The organism is Caulobacter segnis (genome assembly GCF_029543125.1).
In the GTDB taxonomy this organism is placed as follows: Bacteria; Pseudomonadota; Alphaproteobacteria; order Caulobacterales; family Caulobacteraceae; genus Caulobacter; species Caulobacter segnis_D.
Genome location: NZ_JARQWW010000001.1, coordinates 1 through 18,256 on the forward strand (window position 1 = coordinate 1; position 18,256 = coordinate 18,256).

Here is an 18,256-nt window from a genome sequence, read left to right on the forward strand (position 1 = left end):
GTGACCACGGTGCCGCGGCCCGAGATCGAGAACACGTCTTCCACCGGCATCAGGAAAGGCAGGTCCACCGGACGTTCCGGCTGCGGGATGTACTCGTCGACCGAGGCCATCAGGGCCAGGATCTTCTCTTCACCGATGTTGGCGTCACGGCCTTCGACCGCGGCCAGGGCCGAGCCCTTGGTGATCGGGATTTCGTCGCCCGGGAACTGGTAGGACGACAGCAGCTCGCGAACTTCCATTTCAACGAGGTCCAGCAGTTCCTCGTCGTCGACCATGTCCACCTTGTTCATGAACACGACCAGAGCCGGCACGCCGACCTGACGGGCCAGCAGGATGTGCTCGCGGGTCTGCGGCATCGGGCCGTCAGCGGCCGAAACCACCAGGATCGCGCCGTCCATCTGCGCCGCGCCCGTGATCATGTTCTTCACGTAGTCGGCGTGGCCCGGGCAGTCCACGTGGGCGTAGTGACGGTTCGCCGTCTCATATTCCACGTGCGCGGTGTTGATGGTGATGCCGCGAGCCTTCTCTTCCGGCGCAGCGTCGATGTCGGCGTAGTTCTTGGCGGTCGCGCCGCCCGACTTCGCCAGCGTGATCGTGATCGCAGCCGTCAGCGTCGTCTTGCCATGGTCAACGTGACCAATCGTGCCGATGTTGCAGTGCGGCTTAGTGCGTTCAAACTTTTCCTTGGCCATTTCTCTAGCTCCAGGACCCCAGAGGGGCCTTCAATGGTTGGGTTTCTGGGGTGTTTTAGGCGTACTTCTTGATCACTTCGTCGGCGACGTGTTGCGGCACCGGATCGTAGTGGTCGTATTGCATGGTGAACTGGGCGCGGCCCTGAGACATGCCGCGCAGGGTGTTCACGTAGCCGAACATGTTGGCGAGCGGCACGAAGGCGTTCACCACCGTGGCGTTGCCGCGCATGTCCTGGCCCTGGATCATGCCGCGACGACCGTTCAGGTCGCCGATGACCGAACCCAGGTACTCTTCCGGCGTCACGACTTCGACAGCCATGATCGGCTCGAGCAGCTTCGGGGCGCCCTTCTCGCGCAGTTCCTTGAACGCGGCGCGGGCCGCGATTTCGAAGGCCAGCACGCTGGAGTCGACGTCGTGGTAGGCGCCGTCGATGAGGGTCGCCTTCACGTCGATCACCGGGAAGCCGGCGAGCAGGCCGTTGTCCTTGGCGGACTCCAGACCCTTCACCACGCCCGGGACGTATTCCTTGGGAACCGCGCCGCCGACGATGGCCGACTCGAACTGGAAGCCCGAACCCGGCTCGCCCGGCTCGAAGACCACCTTGATGCGGGCGAACTGGCCCGTACCGCCGGTCTGCTTCTTGTGGGTGTAGTCGATCTCGACCTTCTTGCCGAGGCTTTCACGATAGGCCACCTGCGGCGCGCCGATGTTGGCCTCGACCTTGTAGGTGCGCTTCAGGATGTCGATCTTGATGTCCAGGTGCAGTTCACCCATGCCCTTCAGGATCGTCTGGCCCGACTCGTGGTCGGTGGAGACGGTGAAGGACGGATCTTCCGCAGCCAGCTTGGCCAGGGCCACGCCGAGCTTTTCCTGGTCAGCCTTCGACTTCGGCTCAACGGCGATTTCGATAACCGGGGCCGGGAACTCCATGCGCTCCAGGATGACCGGCGACTTCAGCGGATCGCACAGGGTGTCGCCAGTGCGGGTTTCCTTCAGGCCGGCCAGGGCGACGATGTCGCCGGCGTAGGCTTCCTTGATGTCCTCGCGGTTGTTCGAGTGCATCAGCAGCATGCGGCCGACGCGCTCGCGCTTGTCGCGGGTCGAGTTCATCAGGGACATGCCGGTTTCCAGCTTGCCCGAGTAGATGCGGCAGAAGGTCAGCGAGCCGACGAACGGGTCGTCCATGATCTTGAACGCCAGAACCGACAGCGGCTCTTCGTCCGAGGCCTTACGCTCGACTTCTTCTTCGGTCTTGAAGTCGATGCCCTTGGTCGGCGGAATATCCACCGGTGACGGCAGGTAGTCGACCACGGCGTCGAGGAGCGTCTGCACGCCCTTGTTCTTGAAGGCCGAGCCGCAGAGGATCGGATAGAACGCGCCGGTCAGAACGGCCTTGCGCAGGCACTTCTTGATGGTTTCTTCCGACGGCTCTTCGCCGCCCAGATAGGCTTCCATCGCCTCGTCGTCGAGTTCGACGGCGTTCTCGATCAGGTAGTTGCGGGCCTCGACGGCCTTGTCCATCAGATCGGCCGGGATTTCTTCGTCGCGGAAGGACGCGCCCAGACCGTCATTGTCCCAGACCACGGCCTTCATGCGGACCAGGTCCACCAGGCCCTTCAGGGCGCTTTCGGCGCCGATCGGGAATTGGATCGGCACGGCCTTGGCGCCGAGGCGGTCACGGATCGACTCGACCGACTTGTCGAAGTCGGCGCCGATCTTGTCCATCTTGTTGACGAACACGATCCGCGGAACCTTGTACTTGTCGGCCTGACGCCAGACAGTTTCGGTCTGCGGCTCAACGCCGGCGTTGCCGTCCAGCACCGTCACGGCGCCGTCGAGAACGCGCAGCGAGCGCTCGACTTCGATGGTGAAGTCCACGTGGCCCGGCGTGTCGATGATGTTCAGACGCTTGCCGTTCCAGAAGGCGGTCGTCGCGGCCGACGTGATCGTGATGCCGCGTTCCTGCTCCTGCTCCATCCAGTCCATGGTCGCGGCGCCGTCGTGGACTTCGCCGATCTTATGGGACTTGCCGGTGTAGTAGAGGATCCGCTCAGTCGTCGTCGTCTTGCCCGCGTCGATGTGGGCCATGATGCCGAAGTTGCGGTAGTCTTCGATTTTATGCGTGCGGGGCATTGGGGTCGCCTTGCAGAAACGGGGCGGAAAACGTGCGGCGCGGGCGGTTTATCTCAAACCGCCCGCGCCTGAAAGGGTCTGGTAAGAAAGGTTACCAGCGGTAGTGCGAGAACGCCCGGTTGGCTTCCGCCATCTTGTGGGTGTCTTCGCGCTTCTTCACGGCGGTGCCGCGGTTGTTCGAGGCGTCGAGCAGTTCACCGGCCAGCTTCTCGGTCATGGTGTTTTCACCACGCTTGCGAGCGGCGGTCACCAGCCAACGGATGGCCAGGGCGCGACGGCGATCCGGACGGACTTCGACGGGCACCTGGTAGGTGGCGCCGCCGACCCGGCGGGAGCGGACTTCGATGGACGGCGCGACGTTGTCGAGGGCCGAGTGGAAGGTTTCCAGGGGACCCTGGTCCTTGCGCTTGGCTTCGAGGATGTCGAAAGCGCCATAGATGATGTTTTCGGCGACGGCTTTTTTGCCTTCGTACATCACGTAGTTCATGAACTTGGTGACGACGAGATCCCCGAACTTCGGATCGGGAAGAACGTCGCGTTTCTCTGCGCGGCGGCGGCGGGACATATCGGTTCTTCCTTACTTCGGACGCTTGGCGCCGTAGAGCGAACGGCGCTGCTTGCGGTCTTTCACGCCTTGCGTGTCGAGCACGCCGCGCAGGATGTGGTAGCGGACGCCGGGCAAGTCCTTCACGCGGCCGCCGCGGATGAGCACCACCGAGTGCTCCTGCAGGTTGTGGCCTTCGCCGGGGATGTAGCAAACCGCTTCGATGCCGGTCGTCAGGCGCACCTTGGCGACCTTACGCAGAGCCGAGTTCGGCTTCTTCGGCGTCGTGGTGTAGACGCGGGTGCAAACGCCGCGGCGTTGCGGGCAGCCCTTCAGGGCGGGGACTTTATTCCGTGCCGGCTTGGGTTGGCGCGGCTTGCGGATCAGCTGGTTGACCGTAGGCATTCTATTCCGTGCTCGTGGAGGCGTGTGCCTTTCGGCCGAGGCGCCTCGGGGGTCCTTGTTTATGGTCCGGTATTCTAGGACCCGCTGAACGCGAAAACTCGCCGGCTGCTGGGGTTCAGCGCTTCCGGCGGGCCTGGTCGTCCGTGCGGGACATCCGGTTTCTCGGGGACAGGCGCGAGACCGGCCCTCGAAAAGAGGGCGGTTGATACTCGCGAAGGCCCGTCGCGTCAAGCGTTTGGGCCTGGAGCCGGCCAGCAGACGGGCGAAACGGTTAATGCAAAGTTTCCGCCCGCCGCCGCCCCTGGGTCAATCGAAGATGTCGAAGAGGTCGAAGCCCTTCTTTTTCTTCTTGTGGCGATAATAGTCATCGCCGTCGTAGCGATGACGCCGTTCGCGGTCGTCATAGGGATGGCTGCGCTTCCAGGCGTCGGGGTCGCGGTGGAATCCTTCGACCTCACGCTCGAATCGCTCGCGCGCCTGGACAGCCTCGCCCTGCTCCTCGCGACCGGCGGAGAGGATCTTCTCCAGCTCGCCCCGGTCCAGCCAGACGCCCCGACAGGTCGGGCACATGTCCAGCTCAACGCCGGAGCGGTTCACCGCCTGCATGGAGGTGTTGCAGTTGGGACAGAGCAGAAGCGGCATGAAGATGATCTCCCTTTTCCACTGATTTAGGCGCGCCGAACCGTTTCGCCATGCTCAAGGCGATTGTTTGGCCTTTCCCTCGCCCCGATTTAGCCGCTGAATCCAAGGGAACCAGATTCGGTTTCGGAAGCTTGAGCATATTGGGCAGGGGCGGACCGGTCTTGGCGACACGCAGACAGGCCATAGCGAAGAGACGCCATCGCAACCGCGATGCGACGATCTTCACCATATCCCTGGCCGCGCACATCGCCGTCCTCGCCTGGTTCGGCAGCCATATTCCCGACGCCTACAAGCTGCCGACGCTTGAGGATCCGCCGGCGGTGGACGTGGAGCTGTTCACCCTGCCGCCCGAAGACCCGGTGGAGCCGGTTCCCGAGTTCGCCCTGCGCCAGATCGACCCGCAGGAAATCCCGCAGGAGACGCCCCCGCCCCCGCCCTCGGTGCCGCCGGTGGTCATGCCCCAGCCGCCGCAACCGCAGCCCCTGCCGACGCCCCCCGCGCCGCAGCAGCGGGCCGTGGTCGCCCCTTCGCCCACGCCGGCCCCGCCGCGTCCGGCCCCGCCGACGCCTGCCCCGCCCCGTCCCGTGCCGCCGGCTCCCGTTCAGGCTCCCCCTTCGCCCGCCCCGCCGGCCGTGGTTCCCGCGCCGCCGACACCGGCCCCACCCTCTTCCGCCGTCCAGCCCTCGCCGGCTCCGGTGGCCGCGCCGCGTGCGGCGGACCCGGCCCCGCCGCGCCCGCGCAAGGTGGACGAGGACGCCCCCGCCGCGAACGTCGCACCGCTTCGCATGGCGCCCGTGCCCGGCCCCGCCGCGCCGCCCGCCGGCTCCGGAGCCCCGCCCTCTGGCGGCGGCGGCGCTGCCGGCCGTGACTTCACTGTCCGTCGTGACGGGATCGCGCCTGGCCCCCTGCCCGGCGCCGAGGGCGGCCTGCGCGCGGCCCTGCGCCGCTCCGGCGTCGGCTGCGCCAACCAGGACGCCGTGAAGCTGACCAAGGCCGAGCGCGACAAGTGCCTGGAGCGGGCCGGCGCCAACGAGGCCGAGGCCACCTCGCCCCTGCTCGGCATCAACAAGGGCAAGCTGACGGCCATGGACCGCGAGAAGGCGGACAAGGACGCCTACAACGCCTATCGCGGCGCCCGGGACGAACAGAGCTTCCCTGGTCTGCGCAAAACGATCGGCAAGCGTCAGTAGTCCGCCCAATCTCGGTCACGATTTCGCCGCCGCCCCATAGCCAAGCTTCGGCATGGGAAGACGAGGCGCCGCGACGGTGTTGCGATGGACGACTGTGGCCGCCGTCTCCCTATTGATCCACGCCGCCTTGTTGGCCTGGCTGGGCCTGCGCGCGCCGCGACCACAGTACGGAGAGCCGGCGGATCAGGCCCTGATCGAGATGGAGCTCTCCGCCGCCATCGCCTCTCGTCTGCGCCAGGACGAGGCGGCCGAGCGCGCCCCGAAAAGGCTGCGCCTTCCCGCCCCCTTCGATCCCGCCCCGCCCAGGCCCCATCCCCCCACGCCGCCGCCTCCCGGCGCGCCCGCGCCCGACAGCGTCGTCGTCGATCTGCGTGCGGCGCTGAAGCGGGCCGGGGTCGGCTGCTCAATGGCGCTGAAGGGCGAGGAGCGCGAGGAATGCCAGACCCGGCTGGCCGCCCGGACCATGGCCCGGGACATCGCCCCATTGCCCGCGACCGCCGGGGTCAACGCAGCCGCCGAGCGCGACTGGTCCCGGGAGTCCGCCCGCCGCCAGCGGGAACGCGACAAGTGGACCGCCTTCACCCGCACCCCCGGCATCGAGACCAACGACCGCGTCGGCAAGGCGAAGGAGATTCCGTTCTAGGATAAGGCGAATTTCGCCATTCGCCTTCGGCGGCCCGCCAAGCTCTGGCATGGGATGGAGGAACGGTCGATCGCGCATCTGGCGGCGGACGGTGACGACGGCGCTGGCGCTCGCTGCGCACGTCACCCTGTTTGCATGGCTTGGCCTGCGAGCACCGGCGCCGAGCTACCGAACGTTCGATGATCCATCCCTGATGACGGTGGAGCTGACGCCCCGCCCCCCATTCATCGCGACGGCGCCCAGCCTGCGGGGAGCAGGGCCTGATCCGTTCGACGCGACACCCCAGCACACCAGATCAACCTCTGTCGTGGCCCAGCCGCCAACCTCCGCCATCGCCTCCCCGCAAGCTGCCGGGCCTTCGGGCGGAGCGGACGCTGATCCACGCGCCGTCGCGGCTTTGCGGGCTTCGGTAGGGTGCGCCCATCCCGAACGTCTCGCGCCCGAGGAACGTGAGCGGTGCGAGATGCGCCAGACCCACGCCATGGCGCGCGCGCCGACCCTGCCCGCCCTCACCGGCATGGACCCGAACATGACGGCTTACTACGGGGCTGTGGCCCGGGCGAAGGCTCCCAGTCCCCCGCCCGTAAGGGGCTTCTCCATGGAGAAGGGCATCGAACCCTTGGGTCACACCAGCCGTAACACCAATGGTCGAGGCCCGGTCCTCGGCTGCGCGATCCGTTGGGGGAACGGCAAGATCGAGACCCCGGACAAGCCGCCTCACGGCCTGAAATGGGGTCCCTGCGTAATCGGTCCGCCCGCCGGCAATCTCAGCCCCGACGTCAACGTTCCTCTGCCGTCCAAGATGAAGCCCTGAACGCGAAAACGGCCCGGGATCGCTCCCGGGCCGTCTCGTTTCTTCCGAAGGCTGTCGCCCGGCTTATTCGGCCGGAGCAGCCTCGTCCGCCAGGGCGATCTCGGTCGGCAGCGGCTCCATCGCCTGTTCGCGGGACGCGGCCAGGGCCTCGTCGCGCTTGGCGGCGATGCGCTGCAGGCCGCGCAGATAGGAGCCCGTGCCCGCCGGGATCAGACGACCCACGATCACGTTTTCCTTCAGGCCTTCCAGCGTGTCGGTCTTGCCCTGCACCGAGGCTTCGGTCAGCACGCGCGTCGTCTCCTGGAACGAAGCCGCGGAGATGAAGCTGCGGGTCTGCAGCGAGGCCTTGGTGATGCCGAGCAGGACCGGCTGCGTGATCGCCGGGCGGCCCTTGCGGGCTTCAGCCTTGGCGTTCTCGTAGTCGACCTCGGTCTTGTCGAGGTGGTCGCCCTTGATCAGACCGGTGTCGCCGGGCTCGAGGATCTCGACCTTCTGCAGCATCTGGCGAACGATCACCTCGATGTGCTTGTCGTTGATCGGCACGCCCTGCAGTCGGTAGACCTCCTGGATCTCGTTGACCAGGAAGTCGGCCAGCGCCTCGATGCCCTGGATGCGCAGGATATCGTGCGGATCCGGGTTGCCGTCGATGATGTACTCGCCCTTGGTCACGAAATCCCCGTCGTGGACGGCGATGTGCTTGCCCTTGGGGATCAGGAACTCGACCGGCTCGCCCTTTTCGCCATCGGCGCTTTCAGGCGTGATCTTGATCCGGCGCTTGTTCTTGTAGTCGCGGCCGAATTCGACGCGGCCGTCCATCTCGGCGATGACCGCGCAGTCCTTCGGACGGCGGGCTTCGAAGAGTTCGGCCACGCGCGGCAGACCACCGGTGATGTCCCGGGTCTTGGCGCTTTCGGTGGGGATACGGGCGATGATCTCACCCGGCTTCACCTCGTCGCCGTCGCCGACCGACAGAATGGCGCCCACCGGCAGGAGGTAGCGAGCCTCGCCGCCGTTGCTCAGGCGCTTGTAGGCGCCTTCGCCGTCCAGGACGCCGAGGGCCGGACGCAGGTCCGAACCACGGGTCGAGGCGCGCCAGTCGATGATCACGCGGTTGGCGATGCCCGTCGCTTCGTCGGTTTCCTCGCGGACCGAGAAGCCTTCCACCAGGTCTTCGGCGCGGATGCGGCCGGCGACTTCGGTGATGATCGGGTTGGTGTACGGGTCCCAGTCAGCGAGGCGGGCGCCGCGCTTGACCTTGTCGCCGTCCTTCACCTTCAGGCGGGCGCCGTACGGCGGCTTGTAGGACTCGCGGTCCTTGCCGTCGACCTGCACCGTGACGGTCAGGTTGCGGCTCATGACCACCAGATCGCCGTCAGCGGCCTGCACAGTGGCGCCGCCGCCGATGCGGACCACGCCATCGTTGCTGCTTTCGAAGAACGACTGCTCGGCCACCTGGGCGGTGCCGCCGATGTGGAAGGTGCGCATGGTCAGCTGGGTGCCCGGCTCACCGATGGACTGGGCGGCGATGACGCCGACCGCTTCACCGATGTTCACCGGGGTGCCGCGGGCCAGGTCGCGGCCGTAGCAGTAGCCGCAGGCGCCGATCTTGGCTTCGCAGGTCAGGGCCGAACGGACCTTCACCGACTGCACGCCCGCACCTTCGATGATGTCGGCCATGTTTTCGTCGATGTAGGTGTCGGCCGGGCAGACCAGCTCGCCGTCCGTGGTCTTCACGTCCTCGGCCGTGAAGCGGCCCAGGATGCGCAGACCCAGCGAGACGAGCACGTCGCCGCCTTCGACCACGGCCTTCAGGGTGATGCCCTTGGTGGTGCCGCAGTCTTCCTCGGTGATGATGGCGTCCTGCGCCACGTCCACCAGACGGCGGGTCAGGTAACCCGAGTTGGCGGTCTTCAGCGCGGTGTCGGCCAGACCCTTGCGGGCGCCGTGGGTGGAGTTGAAGTACTCCTGAACGGTCAGGCCTTCCTTGAAGTTCGAGACGATCGGGGTCTCGATGATCTCGCCGGAGGGCTTGGCCATCAGGCCGCGCATCCCGCCGAGCTGCTTCATCTGGGCTTGCGAGCCACGGGCGCCGGAGTGGGCCATCATGTAGATGGCGTTGATTTCCTTCTCGCGGCCGTTCTCGTCCTTATGCTTCATCTGAAGCTCGGCCATCATCTCGTCAGCGACGCGATCGGTGGCCTTGGCCCAGGCGTCGACGACCTTGTTGTACTTCTCACCCTTGGTGATCAGGCCGTCGGCGTACTGCTGCTCATACTCTTCAGCCAGCGTGCGGGTCTCGGCGACGATCGCCTCCTTCCGCTGCGGGATGATGATGTCGTCCTTGCCGAACGAGATGCCGGCCTTGGCGGCTTCCTTGAAGCCCAGACCCATCAGTTGGTCGGCGAAGATGACCGTCGCCTTCTGACCGCAGTGGCGATAGACCACGTCGATCAGATTGCCGATCTCCTTCTTGGTGAGCGGCTTTTCGATCAGCTTGTGGCCGGTCGCGGCGTTGCGCGGCAGCAGGGCGGCGATCTTCATGCGGCCCGGGGTCGTGTCGATCACCTTGGTGACCGTCTCGCCTTGCGGGTTCACTTCGGTGAAGCGCGCCTTGATCTTCGAGTGCAGGCTGACGACCTTCGCGTCCAGGGCGGACTCGATCTCGGCCAGGTTGCCGAAAATCTTGCCTTCGCCCGGCTCGCCTTCGCGCGCCATCGACAGATAGTACAGACCCAGGACGATGTCCTGAGACGGCACGATGATCGGGCGGCCGTTGGCGGGCGACAGGATGTTGTTCGTCGACATCATCAGGACGCGCGCTTCCAGCTGGGCCTCGAGGCTCAGCGGGACGTGCACGGCCATCTGGTCGCCGTCGAAGTCAGCGTTGAAGGCGGCGCAGACCAGCGGGTGCAGCTGGATGGCCTTGCCCTCGATCAGCTTGGGCTCGAACGCCTGGATGCCCAGACGGTGCAGGGTCGGGGCGCGGTTCAGCAGAACCGGGTGCTCGCGGATGACCTCCTCGAGGATGTCCCACACCTGCGGCTGCTCGCGCTCCACCATGCGCTTGGACTGCTTCACGGTGCCCGACAGGCCCTTGGCGTCCAGACGCGCGTAGATGAACGGCTTGAACAGCTCCAGCGCCATCTTCTTCGGCAGGCCGCACTCGTGCAGCTTCAGCTCCGGGCCCACCACGATGACCGAACGGCCCGAGTAGTCGACGCGCTTGCCGAGCAGGTTCTGACGGAAGCGGCCCTGCTTGCCCTTCAGCATGTCGGCCAGCGACTTCAGCGGACGCTTGTTGGCGCCCGTGATCACGCGGCCGCGGCGGCCGTTGTCGAACAGGGCGTCCACGGATTCCTGCAGCATCCGCTTTTCGTTGCGGATGATGATGTCCGGGGCGCGCAGTTCGATCAGGCGCTTCAGGCGGTTGTTACGGTTGATGACCCGGCGGTACAGGTCGTTCAGGTCCGAGGTCGCGAAGCGGCCGCCGTCCAGCGGCACCAGCGGGCGCAGCTCCGGCGGGATCACCGGCACCACGGTGAGCACCATCCACTCCGGACGGTTGCCGCTCTCCATGAAGGCTTCGATGATCTTCAGGCGCTTGGACGCCTTCTTCTGCTTCATCTCCGACGGGTTGCCGGCCAGCTCCTCGCGGAGCTTCTCGGCTTCCTTCTCCAGGTCGATGGCCTTCAGCAGGCCCTGGACCGCCTCGGCGCCGATCTCGGCGGTGAAGCTGTCGTCGCCGAACTCGTCCTGGCAGCGGATGTAGTCGTCTTCCGACAGCAGCTGGTGCTGCTTCAGCGAGGTCAGGCCCGGCTCGGTGACGATGTAGTATTCGAAGTACAGGACGCGCTCGATGTCCTTCAGCGGCATGTCGAGCATCAGGGCGATGCGCGACGGCAGCGACTTCAGGAACCAGATGTGCGCGACGGGCGAGGCCAGCTCGATGTGGCCCATGCGCTCACGGCGAACGCGGGCGAGGGTGACTTCCACGCCGCACTTTTCGCAGATGATGCCCTTGTACTTCATGCGCTTGTACTTGCCGCACAAGCACTCGTAGTCCTTCGTCGGGCCGAAGATGCGGGCGCAGAACAGGCCGTCGCGCTCCGGCTTGAAGGTCCGGTAGTTGATGGTCTCGGGCTTCTTGATCTCGCCGAACGACCACGAACGGATCTTCTCCGGCGAGGCGAGCGAGATGCGGATCTGGTCGAAGGTCGGAGCGGCCTGGACCGGATTGAAGATGTTCAGGACTTCCTGGTTCATCTTGGTTCCTTCTGCGGGATCTCCCGCGAAAATTCTGGGTGGAGAGGGCGACCGGGTCCCTCCCCCGCCGAGGCGGGGGAGGAGAGTTCCGATCAGCTGTTCTCCAGCTCCACGTTCAGGCCCAGCGAGCGCATTTCCTTGACCAGCACGTTGAAGCTTTCGGGGATGCCCGCTTCGAACGTGTCGTCACCGCGCACGATGGACTCGTAGACCTTGGTCCGACCGGCCACGTCGTCCGACTTCACCGTCAGCATTTCCTGCAGGGTGTAGGCGGCGCCGTAAGCTTCCAGAGCCCAGACCTCCATTTCCCCGAAGCGCTGACCGCCGAACTGCGCCTTACCGCCCAGCGGCTGCTGGGTGACGAGCGAGTACGGGCCGATGGAGCGGGCGTGGATCTTGTCGTCGACCAGGTGGTGCAGCTTCAGCATGTAGATGTAGCCGACCGTGACCGGGCGCTTGAACTGCTCGCCGGTCTGGCCATCGAACAGGATCGACTGACCCGACGGGTTGAGGCCCGCCATGGACAGGTGATCCTCGATGTCGCTGATGTGGGCGCCGTCGAAGACCGGGGTCGCGAAGGGCACGCCCTTGGAGAGGTTGCGGGCCAGTTCGACCAGCTCTTCTTCCGTATCGGGCAGCTCTTCGTTCGGGCCGTAGATCTCGCGCAGACGCTTCACCAGCTCGGCCTTCTGACCACCGTGCTGCCAGGCTTCCAGCAGGCCGGCGATCTGCTTGCCGAGACCGGCCGCAGCCCAACCGAGGTGGGTTTCGAAGATCTGACCGACGTTCATGCGCGAAGGCACGCCCAGCGGGTTCAGCACGACGTCGACGGCGGTGCCGTCTTCCAGGTGCGGCATGTCCTCGATCGGCAGGATCTTGGAGATGACGCCCTTGTTTCCGTGACGGCCGGCCATCTTGTCACCCGGCTGAAGCTTGCGCTTCACGGCCACGAAGACCTTGACCATCTTCATGACGCCCGGGGGCAGTTCGTCGCCGCGCTGCAGCTTGTCGACCTTGTCCTCGAAGCGACGGTCCAGACGCTTGCGGGCTTCGTCGAACTGACGGCGCATGGCCTCCAGCTCGCCCATGGCCTTCTCGTCGTCGAGCGCGATCTGCCACCACAGGCCCGGCTGGATTTCAGCCAGCTTGTCGGCGGTGACTTCACCACGCGTCAGACCCTTCGGACCCGAAACGGCGGTCTTGCCCACGATCAGCTCGCGCAGACGCGCGGTCATGTTGCGGTTCAGGATCGCGAACTCGTCGTCGCGGTCCTTGCCCAGACGGTCGATCTCGGCGCGTTCGATGGCGAGCGCGCGCTCGTCCTTGTCGACGCCGTGACGGTTGAAGACGCGCACTTCCACGATGGTGCCGGCGACGCCCGGGGGCAGGCGCAGGCTGGTGTCGCGGACGTCGGAAGCCTTTTCACCGAAGATGGCGCGCAGGAGCTTTTCTTCCGGCGTCATCGGGCTTTCGCCCTTCGGCGTGACCTTGCCGACCAGGATGTCGCCCGGCTGCACTTCCGCGCCGATCGCCACGATGCCGGCTTCGTCGAGGTTGCGCAGCGCTTCTTCACCCACGTTCGGGATGTCGCGCGTGATCTCTTCCGGGCCAAGCTTCGTGTCGCGGGCCATGACCTCGAATTCCTCGATGTGGATCGAGGTGAACACGTCGTCGCGGACGATGCGTTCGGAGATCAGGATCGAGTCTTCGAAGTTGTAGCCGTTCCAGGGCATGAACGCGACGAGCGCGTTGCGGCCCAGGGCCAGTTCGCCCAGCTCGGTCGACGGACCGTCGGCGATGATGTCCCCGGCGTTGATCTTGTCGCCCACGCGGACCAGCGGACGCTGGTTGATGCAGGTGTTTTGGTTCGAACGCTGGAACTTCGACAGACGGTAGATGTCGACGCCCGGCTTGTTCGGGTCCTGCTCCTGGGTGGCGCGGATGACGATGCGGGTGCCGTCGATCTGCTCGACCACGCCGGTGCGGCGGGCGACCACGACAGCGCCGGAGTCACGGGCCACGACGCCTTCCATGCCGGTGCCGACCAGCGGCGCGTCCGACTGCACCAGCGGCACGGCCTGACGTTGCATGTTCGAGCCCATGAGGGCGCGGTTGGCGTCGTCGTTTTCCAGGAACGGGATCAGGGCGGCGGCGACCGAAACGACCTGCTTCGGCGACACGTCCATCAGGTCGACGTTCTCCTTTTGCAGGAGGGTCGGTTCACCGTTGATGCGGCCCGGAACCAGGTCTTCGGCGATGGCGCCGTCGGTCAGCTTGATGTTGGCCTGGGCGATGACGTGCTTCGCCTCTTCCATGGCCGACATGTAGACGACTTCTTCCTGCTGCTTGCCCTCGACCACGCGACGGTACGGGCTTTCGATGAAGCCGTACTTGTTCACGCGAGCGTGGGTCGCCAGGGAGTTGATCAGACCGATGTTCGGGCCTTCCGGCGTTTCGATCGGGCAGATGCGGCCGTAGTGGGTCGGGTGCACGTCGCGCACTTCGAAGCCGGCGCGCTCGCGGGTCAGACCGCCCGGGCCAAGCGCCGACAGGCGGCGCTTGTGGGTGATTTCCGACAGCGGGTTCGTCTGGTCCATGAACTGCGACAGCTGCGAGGAGCCGAAGAATTCACGAACCGCCGCCGCGGCGGGCTTCGCGTTGATCAGGTCGTGCGGCATGACCGTGTCGATATCGACCGAGCTCATGCGTTCCTTGATCGCGCGCTCCATGCGGAGCAGGCCGACGCGGTACTGGTTCTCGAGCAGCTCGCCCACCGAACGGACGCGGCGGTTGCCGAGGTTGTCGATGTCGTCGATTTCGCCGCGGCCGTCACGCAGACCGACCAGCAGCTTCAGGACGGCAAGGACGTCTTCCTTGCGCAGGACGCGCATCTCGTCGGAAGCGTCCAGCTCCAGGCGCATGTTCATCTTCACGCGGCCGACCGAGGACAGGTCGTAGCGCTCGCTGTCGAAGAACAGCGACTTGAACATGGCTTCGGCCGCTTCGACGGTCGGCGGCTCGCCCGGACGCATGACGCGGTAGATGTCGAACAGCGCGTCTTCACGCAGGGTGTTCTTGTCCACGCGCAGGGTGTTGCGCATGTAAGCGCCCACCGTGACGTGGTCGATGTCGAGCACGTCGATGGTCGAGAAGCCTTGCTCGGCCAGGGCTTCGATCGAAGCCGGGTCCAGCTCGTCGCCGGCTTCGGCGTAGATTTCACCGGTCGAGAAGTTGACCGCGTCGCGGGCCAGGTAACGCCCCGTCAGGGCTTCCGGAGCCAGCAGCAGGGTGTTCAGGCCAGCGTCGGCGAACTTCTTGGCGTTGCGGGCGCTGATCTTCTGACCAGCCGGAGCCACTTCCTCGCCGGTGTCGGCGTTGATCAGCGGGAATTCCGGCTTCACGCCGCGCCAGCGTTCCGGCTTGTACGGGGTGGCCCAGCCGCCTTCACGCTTCTCGAAGGGAACGACGTCGTAGAAGGTCGTCAGGATCTCTTCGCCATCCATGCCCAAGGCATAGAGGAAGGTCGTGGCCGGCAGCTTCCGGCGACGGTCGATACGGACGTAGACGATGTCCTTGGCGTCGAATTCGAAGTCGAGCCACGAGCCGCGGTACGGAATCACGCGGGCGGCGAACAGCAGCTTGCCCGAGGCGTGGGTCTTGCCCTTGTCGTGGTCGAAGAACACGCCCGGCGAACGGTGCATCTGCGAGACGATGACGCGCTCGGTGCCGTTGACGATGAACGTGCCCTTGTCCGTCATGAGCGGGATGTCGCCCATGTAGACGTCCTGCTCCTTGATGTCCTTGACGGAGCGGGCGCCGGTTTCTTCTTCCGTTTCGAAGACGATCAGGCGCAGCTTGACCTTCAGCGGCGCCGCGAAGGTCATGTCGCGCTGGATGCACTCTTCGACGTCGTACTTCGGCTCTTCGAATTCGTACGAGACGTATTCGAGCACCGAGCGCTCGTTGAAGTCCTTGATCGGGAACACCGACTTGAAGACGGCCTCGATCCCCTCGTCGCGACGCTGACCGCTATAGGTCTCGCGCTGCAGGAATTGTTCGTAGGAGGACCGCTGAACCTCGATGAGGTTCGGCATCTGCACGGCTTCGGGGATGCGGCCGAAAGACTTCCGGATCCGCTTCTTGCCGGTGAACGATTGCGCCATTGATGTTCCCTGTGGGCCCGGAACGGAATCCGGGCTTCGGCTTTTTGTCGGTGTGTCCACCCTCGTCGCCCTTTCGGGAGACGGACACGTGACAAAGCCCTTTTATTTCAAAGGGCTCCCCTTCGCAGCGGTCAGAGGGTCAGGACCGCGCCTCGGGGCTGAAACGACCAAGGGACCTGCGCGTCAGACGCACCTGTCCCCATCGAATCTTGTTTGAAGCACGCGGATATAGTCCGCCCAGGGGGATAAGCCAAGAGGCTATCCACAGAATCCTCGCGGATTCCGGATCGCCGAGACGGCGCTTTTCGAGGGTTCCAACTTACGCTTAAGTCCGGCCTTATGAAAGTCGTGCTTTTGGCCGCCACGGCCCTGTCGCTCTCCTTCTCCGCCGCAAACGCTGCGCAGAACCCTCCCCCCCAGCCGCTTCCGATGACGCCGCCGATCACGGCGGCCCAGGACGTTCCCTATCCGGGCACGCTGAAGCTGTTCGTCGACGCCACCGACACCGACCGACGCATCATCCGCGTGAAGCAGTCGATCCCCGTGGACAAGGCAGGCCCCTTCACCCTGCTCTATCCGGAATGGCTGCCGGGCAACCACGCTCCGCGCGGCCCGGTGGACAAGGTCGCCGGCCTGGTGATCACCGCCGGCGGTCAGCGCATCGCCTGGACCCGCGATCCGGTCGAGGTCTACGCCTATCACGTGGACGTCCCGCAGGGCGCAACCAGCCTTGAGGTCGAGTTCCAGTTCGTCTCGCCCGTCACCACCGACCAGGGCCGCATCGTCGTCACCAACGAGATGATGAACCTGCAGTGGAACCAGCTCGCCCTCTATCCGGCCGGATGGTTCACCCGCCAGATCCCGGTGGAGTTGAGCCTGCGCCTGCCCGACCAGTGGAAGTTCGGCGTGGCCATGGACGTGGCCGGGACCGCCGACGGCGTCACCACCTTCAAACCCGTCTCGTTCGAGACCCTGGTGGACAGCCCCATGTTCGCCGGCCGCTATTACCGCCAGTTCGACCTGGATCCCGGCGGCCGCAGCCCGGTGAAGCTGAACGTGGTCGCCGACCGCGAGGAATTGCTGGCCGCCACGCCGGAGCAGATCGAAAAGCACCGCAACCTCGTGAAGCAGGCCGACAAGCTTTACGGCACGCGCCAGTACGACCGGTACGACTTCCTGCTGTCCCTGACCGACCGCATGGGCGGCATCGGGCTGGAGCACCATCGCTCCAGCGAGAACGGCGTCCCGCCCACCTACTTCACCGACTGGGACAAGCACGCCGCCAACCGCGACCTGCTGCCCCACGAGTACACCCACTCCTGGAACGGCAAGTTCCGCCGTGGCGCGGACCTGTTCACCCCGGACTTCTCGGTCCCCATGCGCAACAGCATGCTGTGGGTCTATGAGGGCCAGACCCAGTACTGGGGCTATGTCCTGTCGGCCCGTTCCGGCCTGCTGACCAAGCAGGAGACGCTGGAGGCCATCGCCTCAACCGCCGCCACCTACGAGGCCCGCGTAGGCCGCACCTGGCGCACGGTGCTCGACACCACCAACGATCCCATCACCATCGCCCGCAAGGCCGAGCCCTGGACCAGCTTCCAGCGGGGCGAGGACTACTACTCCGAGGGCCAGCTCGTCTGGCTCGACGCCGACACCCTGATCCGCGAGAAGACCGGCGGAAAGAAGTCCCTCGACGACTTCGCCAAGGTCTTCCTGGGCGCCGAGGGCAAGTTCGACGGCAGCTACACGCCGCTGACCTACGGCTTCGACGACGTGGTCGAGGCCCTGAACAAGGTGGTCGCCCATGACTGGGCCGGCTTCCTGAAGGCCCGCATCTATGACGTGGCCCCCAAGGCCCCGCTCGACGGCTTGGCGCGCGGTGGCTACCGCCTCGTCTACAAGGACACCCCCACCGCCTACTTCAAGGCCAATGAGAGCCGTCGAAAGACCACCGACCTGACCTATTCCCTGGGCGTGGTCGTCGGCGGCGAAGGCAAGCTCAGCGCCGTGCAGTGGGAAGGCCCCGCCTTCAAGGCCGGCCTGACCAACGCCGGCCAGATCATCGCCGTGAACGGCCTCGCCTATGACGCCGAACGCCTGAAGACGGCGATCACCGAGGCCAAGGGCGGCGCCAAGCCGATCGAGCTGCTGGTGAAGACGGCCGAGCGCTACCGCACCGTCCAGATCCCCTACCATGACGGCCTGCGCTATCCGGCGCTGGAGCGGATCGCGGGAACCCCGGCCCGCCTCGACGACATCCTGGCGCCCAGGAAGTAGGTCAAAGAAAAACGGCCCCGGATCGCTCCGGGGCCGTTTCCTGTAGCGTCAGAGCTGACGCCGACCAGATTACTTGATCTGGACGGTGGCGCCGGCTTCTTCGAGCTTCTTCTTGATCTCTTCAGCTTGCTGCTTGGAGACGTTCTCGACGACGTTCTGCGGAGCGCCTTCGACCAGGTCCTTGGCTTCCTTCAGGCCCAGGTCCGGACGGACGCCGCGGACTTCCTTGATCACGTTGATCTTCTTGTCGCCGCCGTTGGCGAGAACAACGGTGAACTCGGTTTGCTCTTCAGCGGCTTCAGCCGGAGCGCCAGCAGCGCCGCCAGCGGCGGGAGCAGCGAACGCGACCGGAGCGGCGGCCGAGACGCCCCACTTTTCTTCCAGCAGCTTGGACAGCTCAGCGGCTTCCAGAACCGACAGAGCGGACAGGTCTTCGACGATCTTTTCGAGCTTCGACATGATAGTTCCTTAGAGGATGAGGGATGTTGG

Annotated in this window: 12 protein-coding genes; 4 read left to right on the forward strand and 8 right to left on the reverse strand. The window is 65.6% G+C overall.

The window, feature by feature from the left end:
* The 5 genes from P7B02_RS00005 to P7B02_RS00025 all read right to left on the reverse strand — a co-directional run.
* A partial coding sequence (locus tag P7B02_RS00005; RefSeq protein ID WP_277784245.1) for a GTP-binding protein occupies positions 1 to 692 on the reverse strand: 692 nt, incomplete at its 3' end.
* A gap of 55 nt (positions 693 to 747) precedes the next feature.
* Complete coding sequence (gene fusA / locus P7B02_RS00010) at positions 748 to 2,826, reverse strand: elongation factor G (protein WP_277784246.1); 2,079 nt, start codon at positions 2,824 to 2,826, stop codon at positions 748 to 750.
* A 91-nt stretch (positions 2,827 to 2,917) separates the two neighbouring features.
* On the reverse strand, positions 2,918 to 3,391 hold the full coding sequence (rpsG, locus tag P7B02_RS00015; RefSeq protein ID WP_269716105.1) for a 30S ribosomal protein S7: 474 nt from the start codon (positions 3,389 to 3,391) through the stop codon (positions 2,918 to 2,920).
* Positions 3,392 to 3,403: 12 nt separating this feature from the next.
* On the reverse strand, positions 3,404 to 3,775 hold the full coding sequence (gene rpsL / locus P7B02_RS00020; RefSeq protein ID WP_269716104.1) for a 30S ribosomal protein S12: 372 nt from the start codon (positions 3,773 to 3,775) through the stop codon (positions 3,404 to 3,406).
* A gap of 306 nt (positions 3,776 to 4,081) precedes the next feature.
* Positions 4,082 to 4,417 carry a zf-TFIIB domain-containing protein gene (locus P7B02_RS00025; RefSeq protein WP_277784247.1) on the reverse strand — a complete coding sequence of 112 codons (336 nt, stop codon included), beginning with the start codon at positions 4,415 to 4,417 and terminating at the stop codon, positions 4,082 to 4,084.
* Between the two features lie 161 nt (positions 4,418 to 4,578).
* On the opposite strand from P7B02_RS00025, the gene P7B02_RS00030 reads away from it, so the two are divergent.
* The 3 genes from P7B02_RS00030 to P7B02_RS00040 all read left to right on the forward strand — a co-directional run bounded on the left by P7B02_RS00030 (position 4,579) and on the right by P7B02_RS00040 (position 7,064).
* Positions 4,579 to 5,607, forward strand: a complete 1,029-nt coding sequence (locus tag P7B02_RS00030) for a hypothetical protein (protein WP_277784248.1) — start codon at positions 4,579 to 4,581, stop codon at positions 5,605 to 5,607.
* 79 nt (positions 5,608 to 5,686) lie between these two features.
* Entirely contained in the window at positions 5,687 to 6,250 is a 564-nt protein-coding gene (locus P7B02_RS00035) for a hypothetical protein (protein WP_277784249.1), read from the forward strand.
* Positions 6,251 to 6,713: 463 nt separating this feature from the next.
* Positions 6,714 to 7,064, forward strand: a complete 351-nt coding sequence (locus P7B02_RS00040) for a hypothetical protein (RefSeq protein WP_277784250.1) — start codon at positions 6,714 to 6,716, stop codon at positions 7,062 to 7,064.
* 63 nt (positions 7,065 to 7,127) lie between these two features.
* Here P7B02_RS00040 and rpoC read toward each other — a convergent pair whose 3' ends face one another.
* Both rpoC and rpoB read right to left on the reverse strand, forming a co-directional pair.
* Positions 7,128 to 11,327 (reverse strand): DNA-directed RNA polymerase subunit beta', encoded by a 4,200-nt coding sequence (gene rpoC, locus P7B02_RS00045; RefSeq protein WP_277784251.1) that lies wholly within the window; start codon positions 11,325 to 11,327, stop codon positions 7,128 to 7,130.
* Between the two features lie 92 nt (positions 11,328 to 11,419).
* On the reverse strand, positions 11,420 to 15,490 hold the full coding sequence (gene rpoB, locus P7B02_RS00050) for a DNA-directed RNA polymerase subunit beta (RefSeq protein ID WP_277784252.1): 4,071 nt from the start codon (positions 15,488 to 15,490) through the stop codon (positions 11,420 to 11,422).
* Between the two features lie 339 nt (positions 15,491 to 15,829).
* Here rpoB and P7B02_RS00055 point away from each other — a divergent pair, with 339 nt between their 5' ends.
* Positions 15,830 to 17,767 carry a M61 family metallopeptidase gene (locus P7B02_RS00055; protein WP_277784253.1) on the forward strand — a complete coding sequence of 646 codons (1,938 nt, stop codon included), beginning with the start codon at positions 15,830 to 15,832 and terminating at the stop codon, positions 17,765 to 17,767.
* Positions 17,768 to 17,836: 69 nt separating this feature from the next.
* On the opposite strand, the gene rplL is transcribed toward P7B02_RS00055, so the two are convergent.
* The gene (gene rplL, locus P7B02_RS00060) at positions 17,837 to 18,226 is read right to left on the reverse strand and encodes a 50S ribosomal protein L7/L12 (RefSeq protein ID WP_277784254.1); all 390 of its coding nucleotides are present in this window, start codon (positions 18,224 to 18,226) and stop codon (positions 17,837 to 17,839) included.
* Positions 18,227 to 18,256: the final 30 nt, after the last annotated feature.

What these genes read in the sequence shown, in the direction of transcription:
- rpoB (WP_277784252.1), bottom strand. Translation starts at nt 15,490, where the DNA reads ATGGCGCAATCGTTCACCGGCAAGAAGCGGATCCGGAAGTCTTTCGGC.
- P7B02_RS00025 (WP_277784247.1), bottom strand. Translation starts at nt 4,417, where the DNA reads ATGCCGCTTCTGCTCTGTCCCAACTGCAACACCTCCATGCAGGCGGTG.
- P7B02_RS00055 (WP_277784253.1), top strand. Translation starts at nt 15,830, where the DNA reads ATGAAAGTCGTGCTTTTGGCCGCCACGGCCCTGTCGCTCTCCTTCTCC.
- rpoC (WP_277784251.1), bottom strand. Translation starts at nt 11,327, where the DNA reads ATGAACCAGGAAGTCCTGAACATCTTCAATCCGGTCCAGGCCGCTCCG.
- fusA (WP_277784246.1), bottom strand. Translation starts at nt 2,826, where the DNA reads ATGCCCCGCACGCATAAAATCGAAGACTACCGCAACTTCGGCATCATG.
- rplL (WP_277784254.1), bottom strand. Translation starts at nt 18,226, where the DNA reads ATGTCGAAGCTCGAAAAGATCGTCGAAGACCTGTCCGCTCTGTCGGTT.
- rpsL (WP_269716104.1), bottom strand. Translation starts at nt 3,775, where the DNA reads ATGCCTACGGTCAACCAGCTGATCCGCAAGCCGCGCCAACCCAAGCCG.
- P7B02_RS00040 (WP_277784250.1), top strand. Translation starts at nt 6,714, where the DNA reads ATGCGCCAGACCCACGCCATGGCGCGCGCGCCGACCCTGCCCGCCCTC.
- rpsG (WP_269716105.1), bottom strand. Translation starts at nt 3,391, where the DNA reads ATGTCCCGCCGCCGCCGCGCAGAGAAACGCGACGTTCTTCCCGATCCG.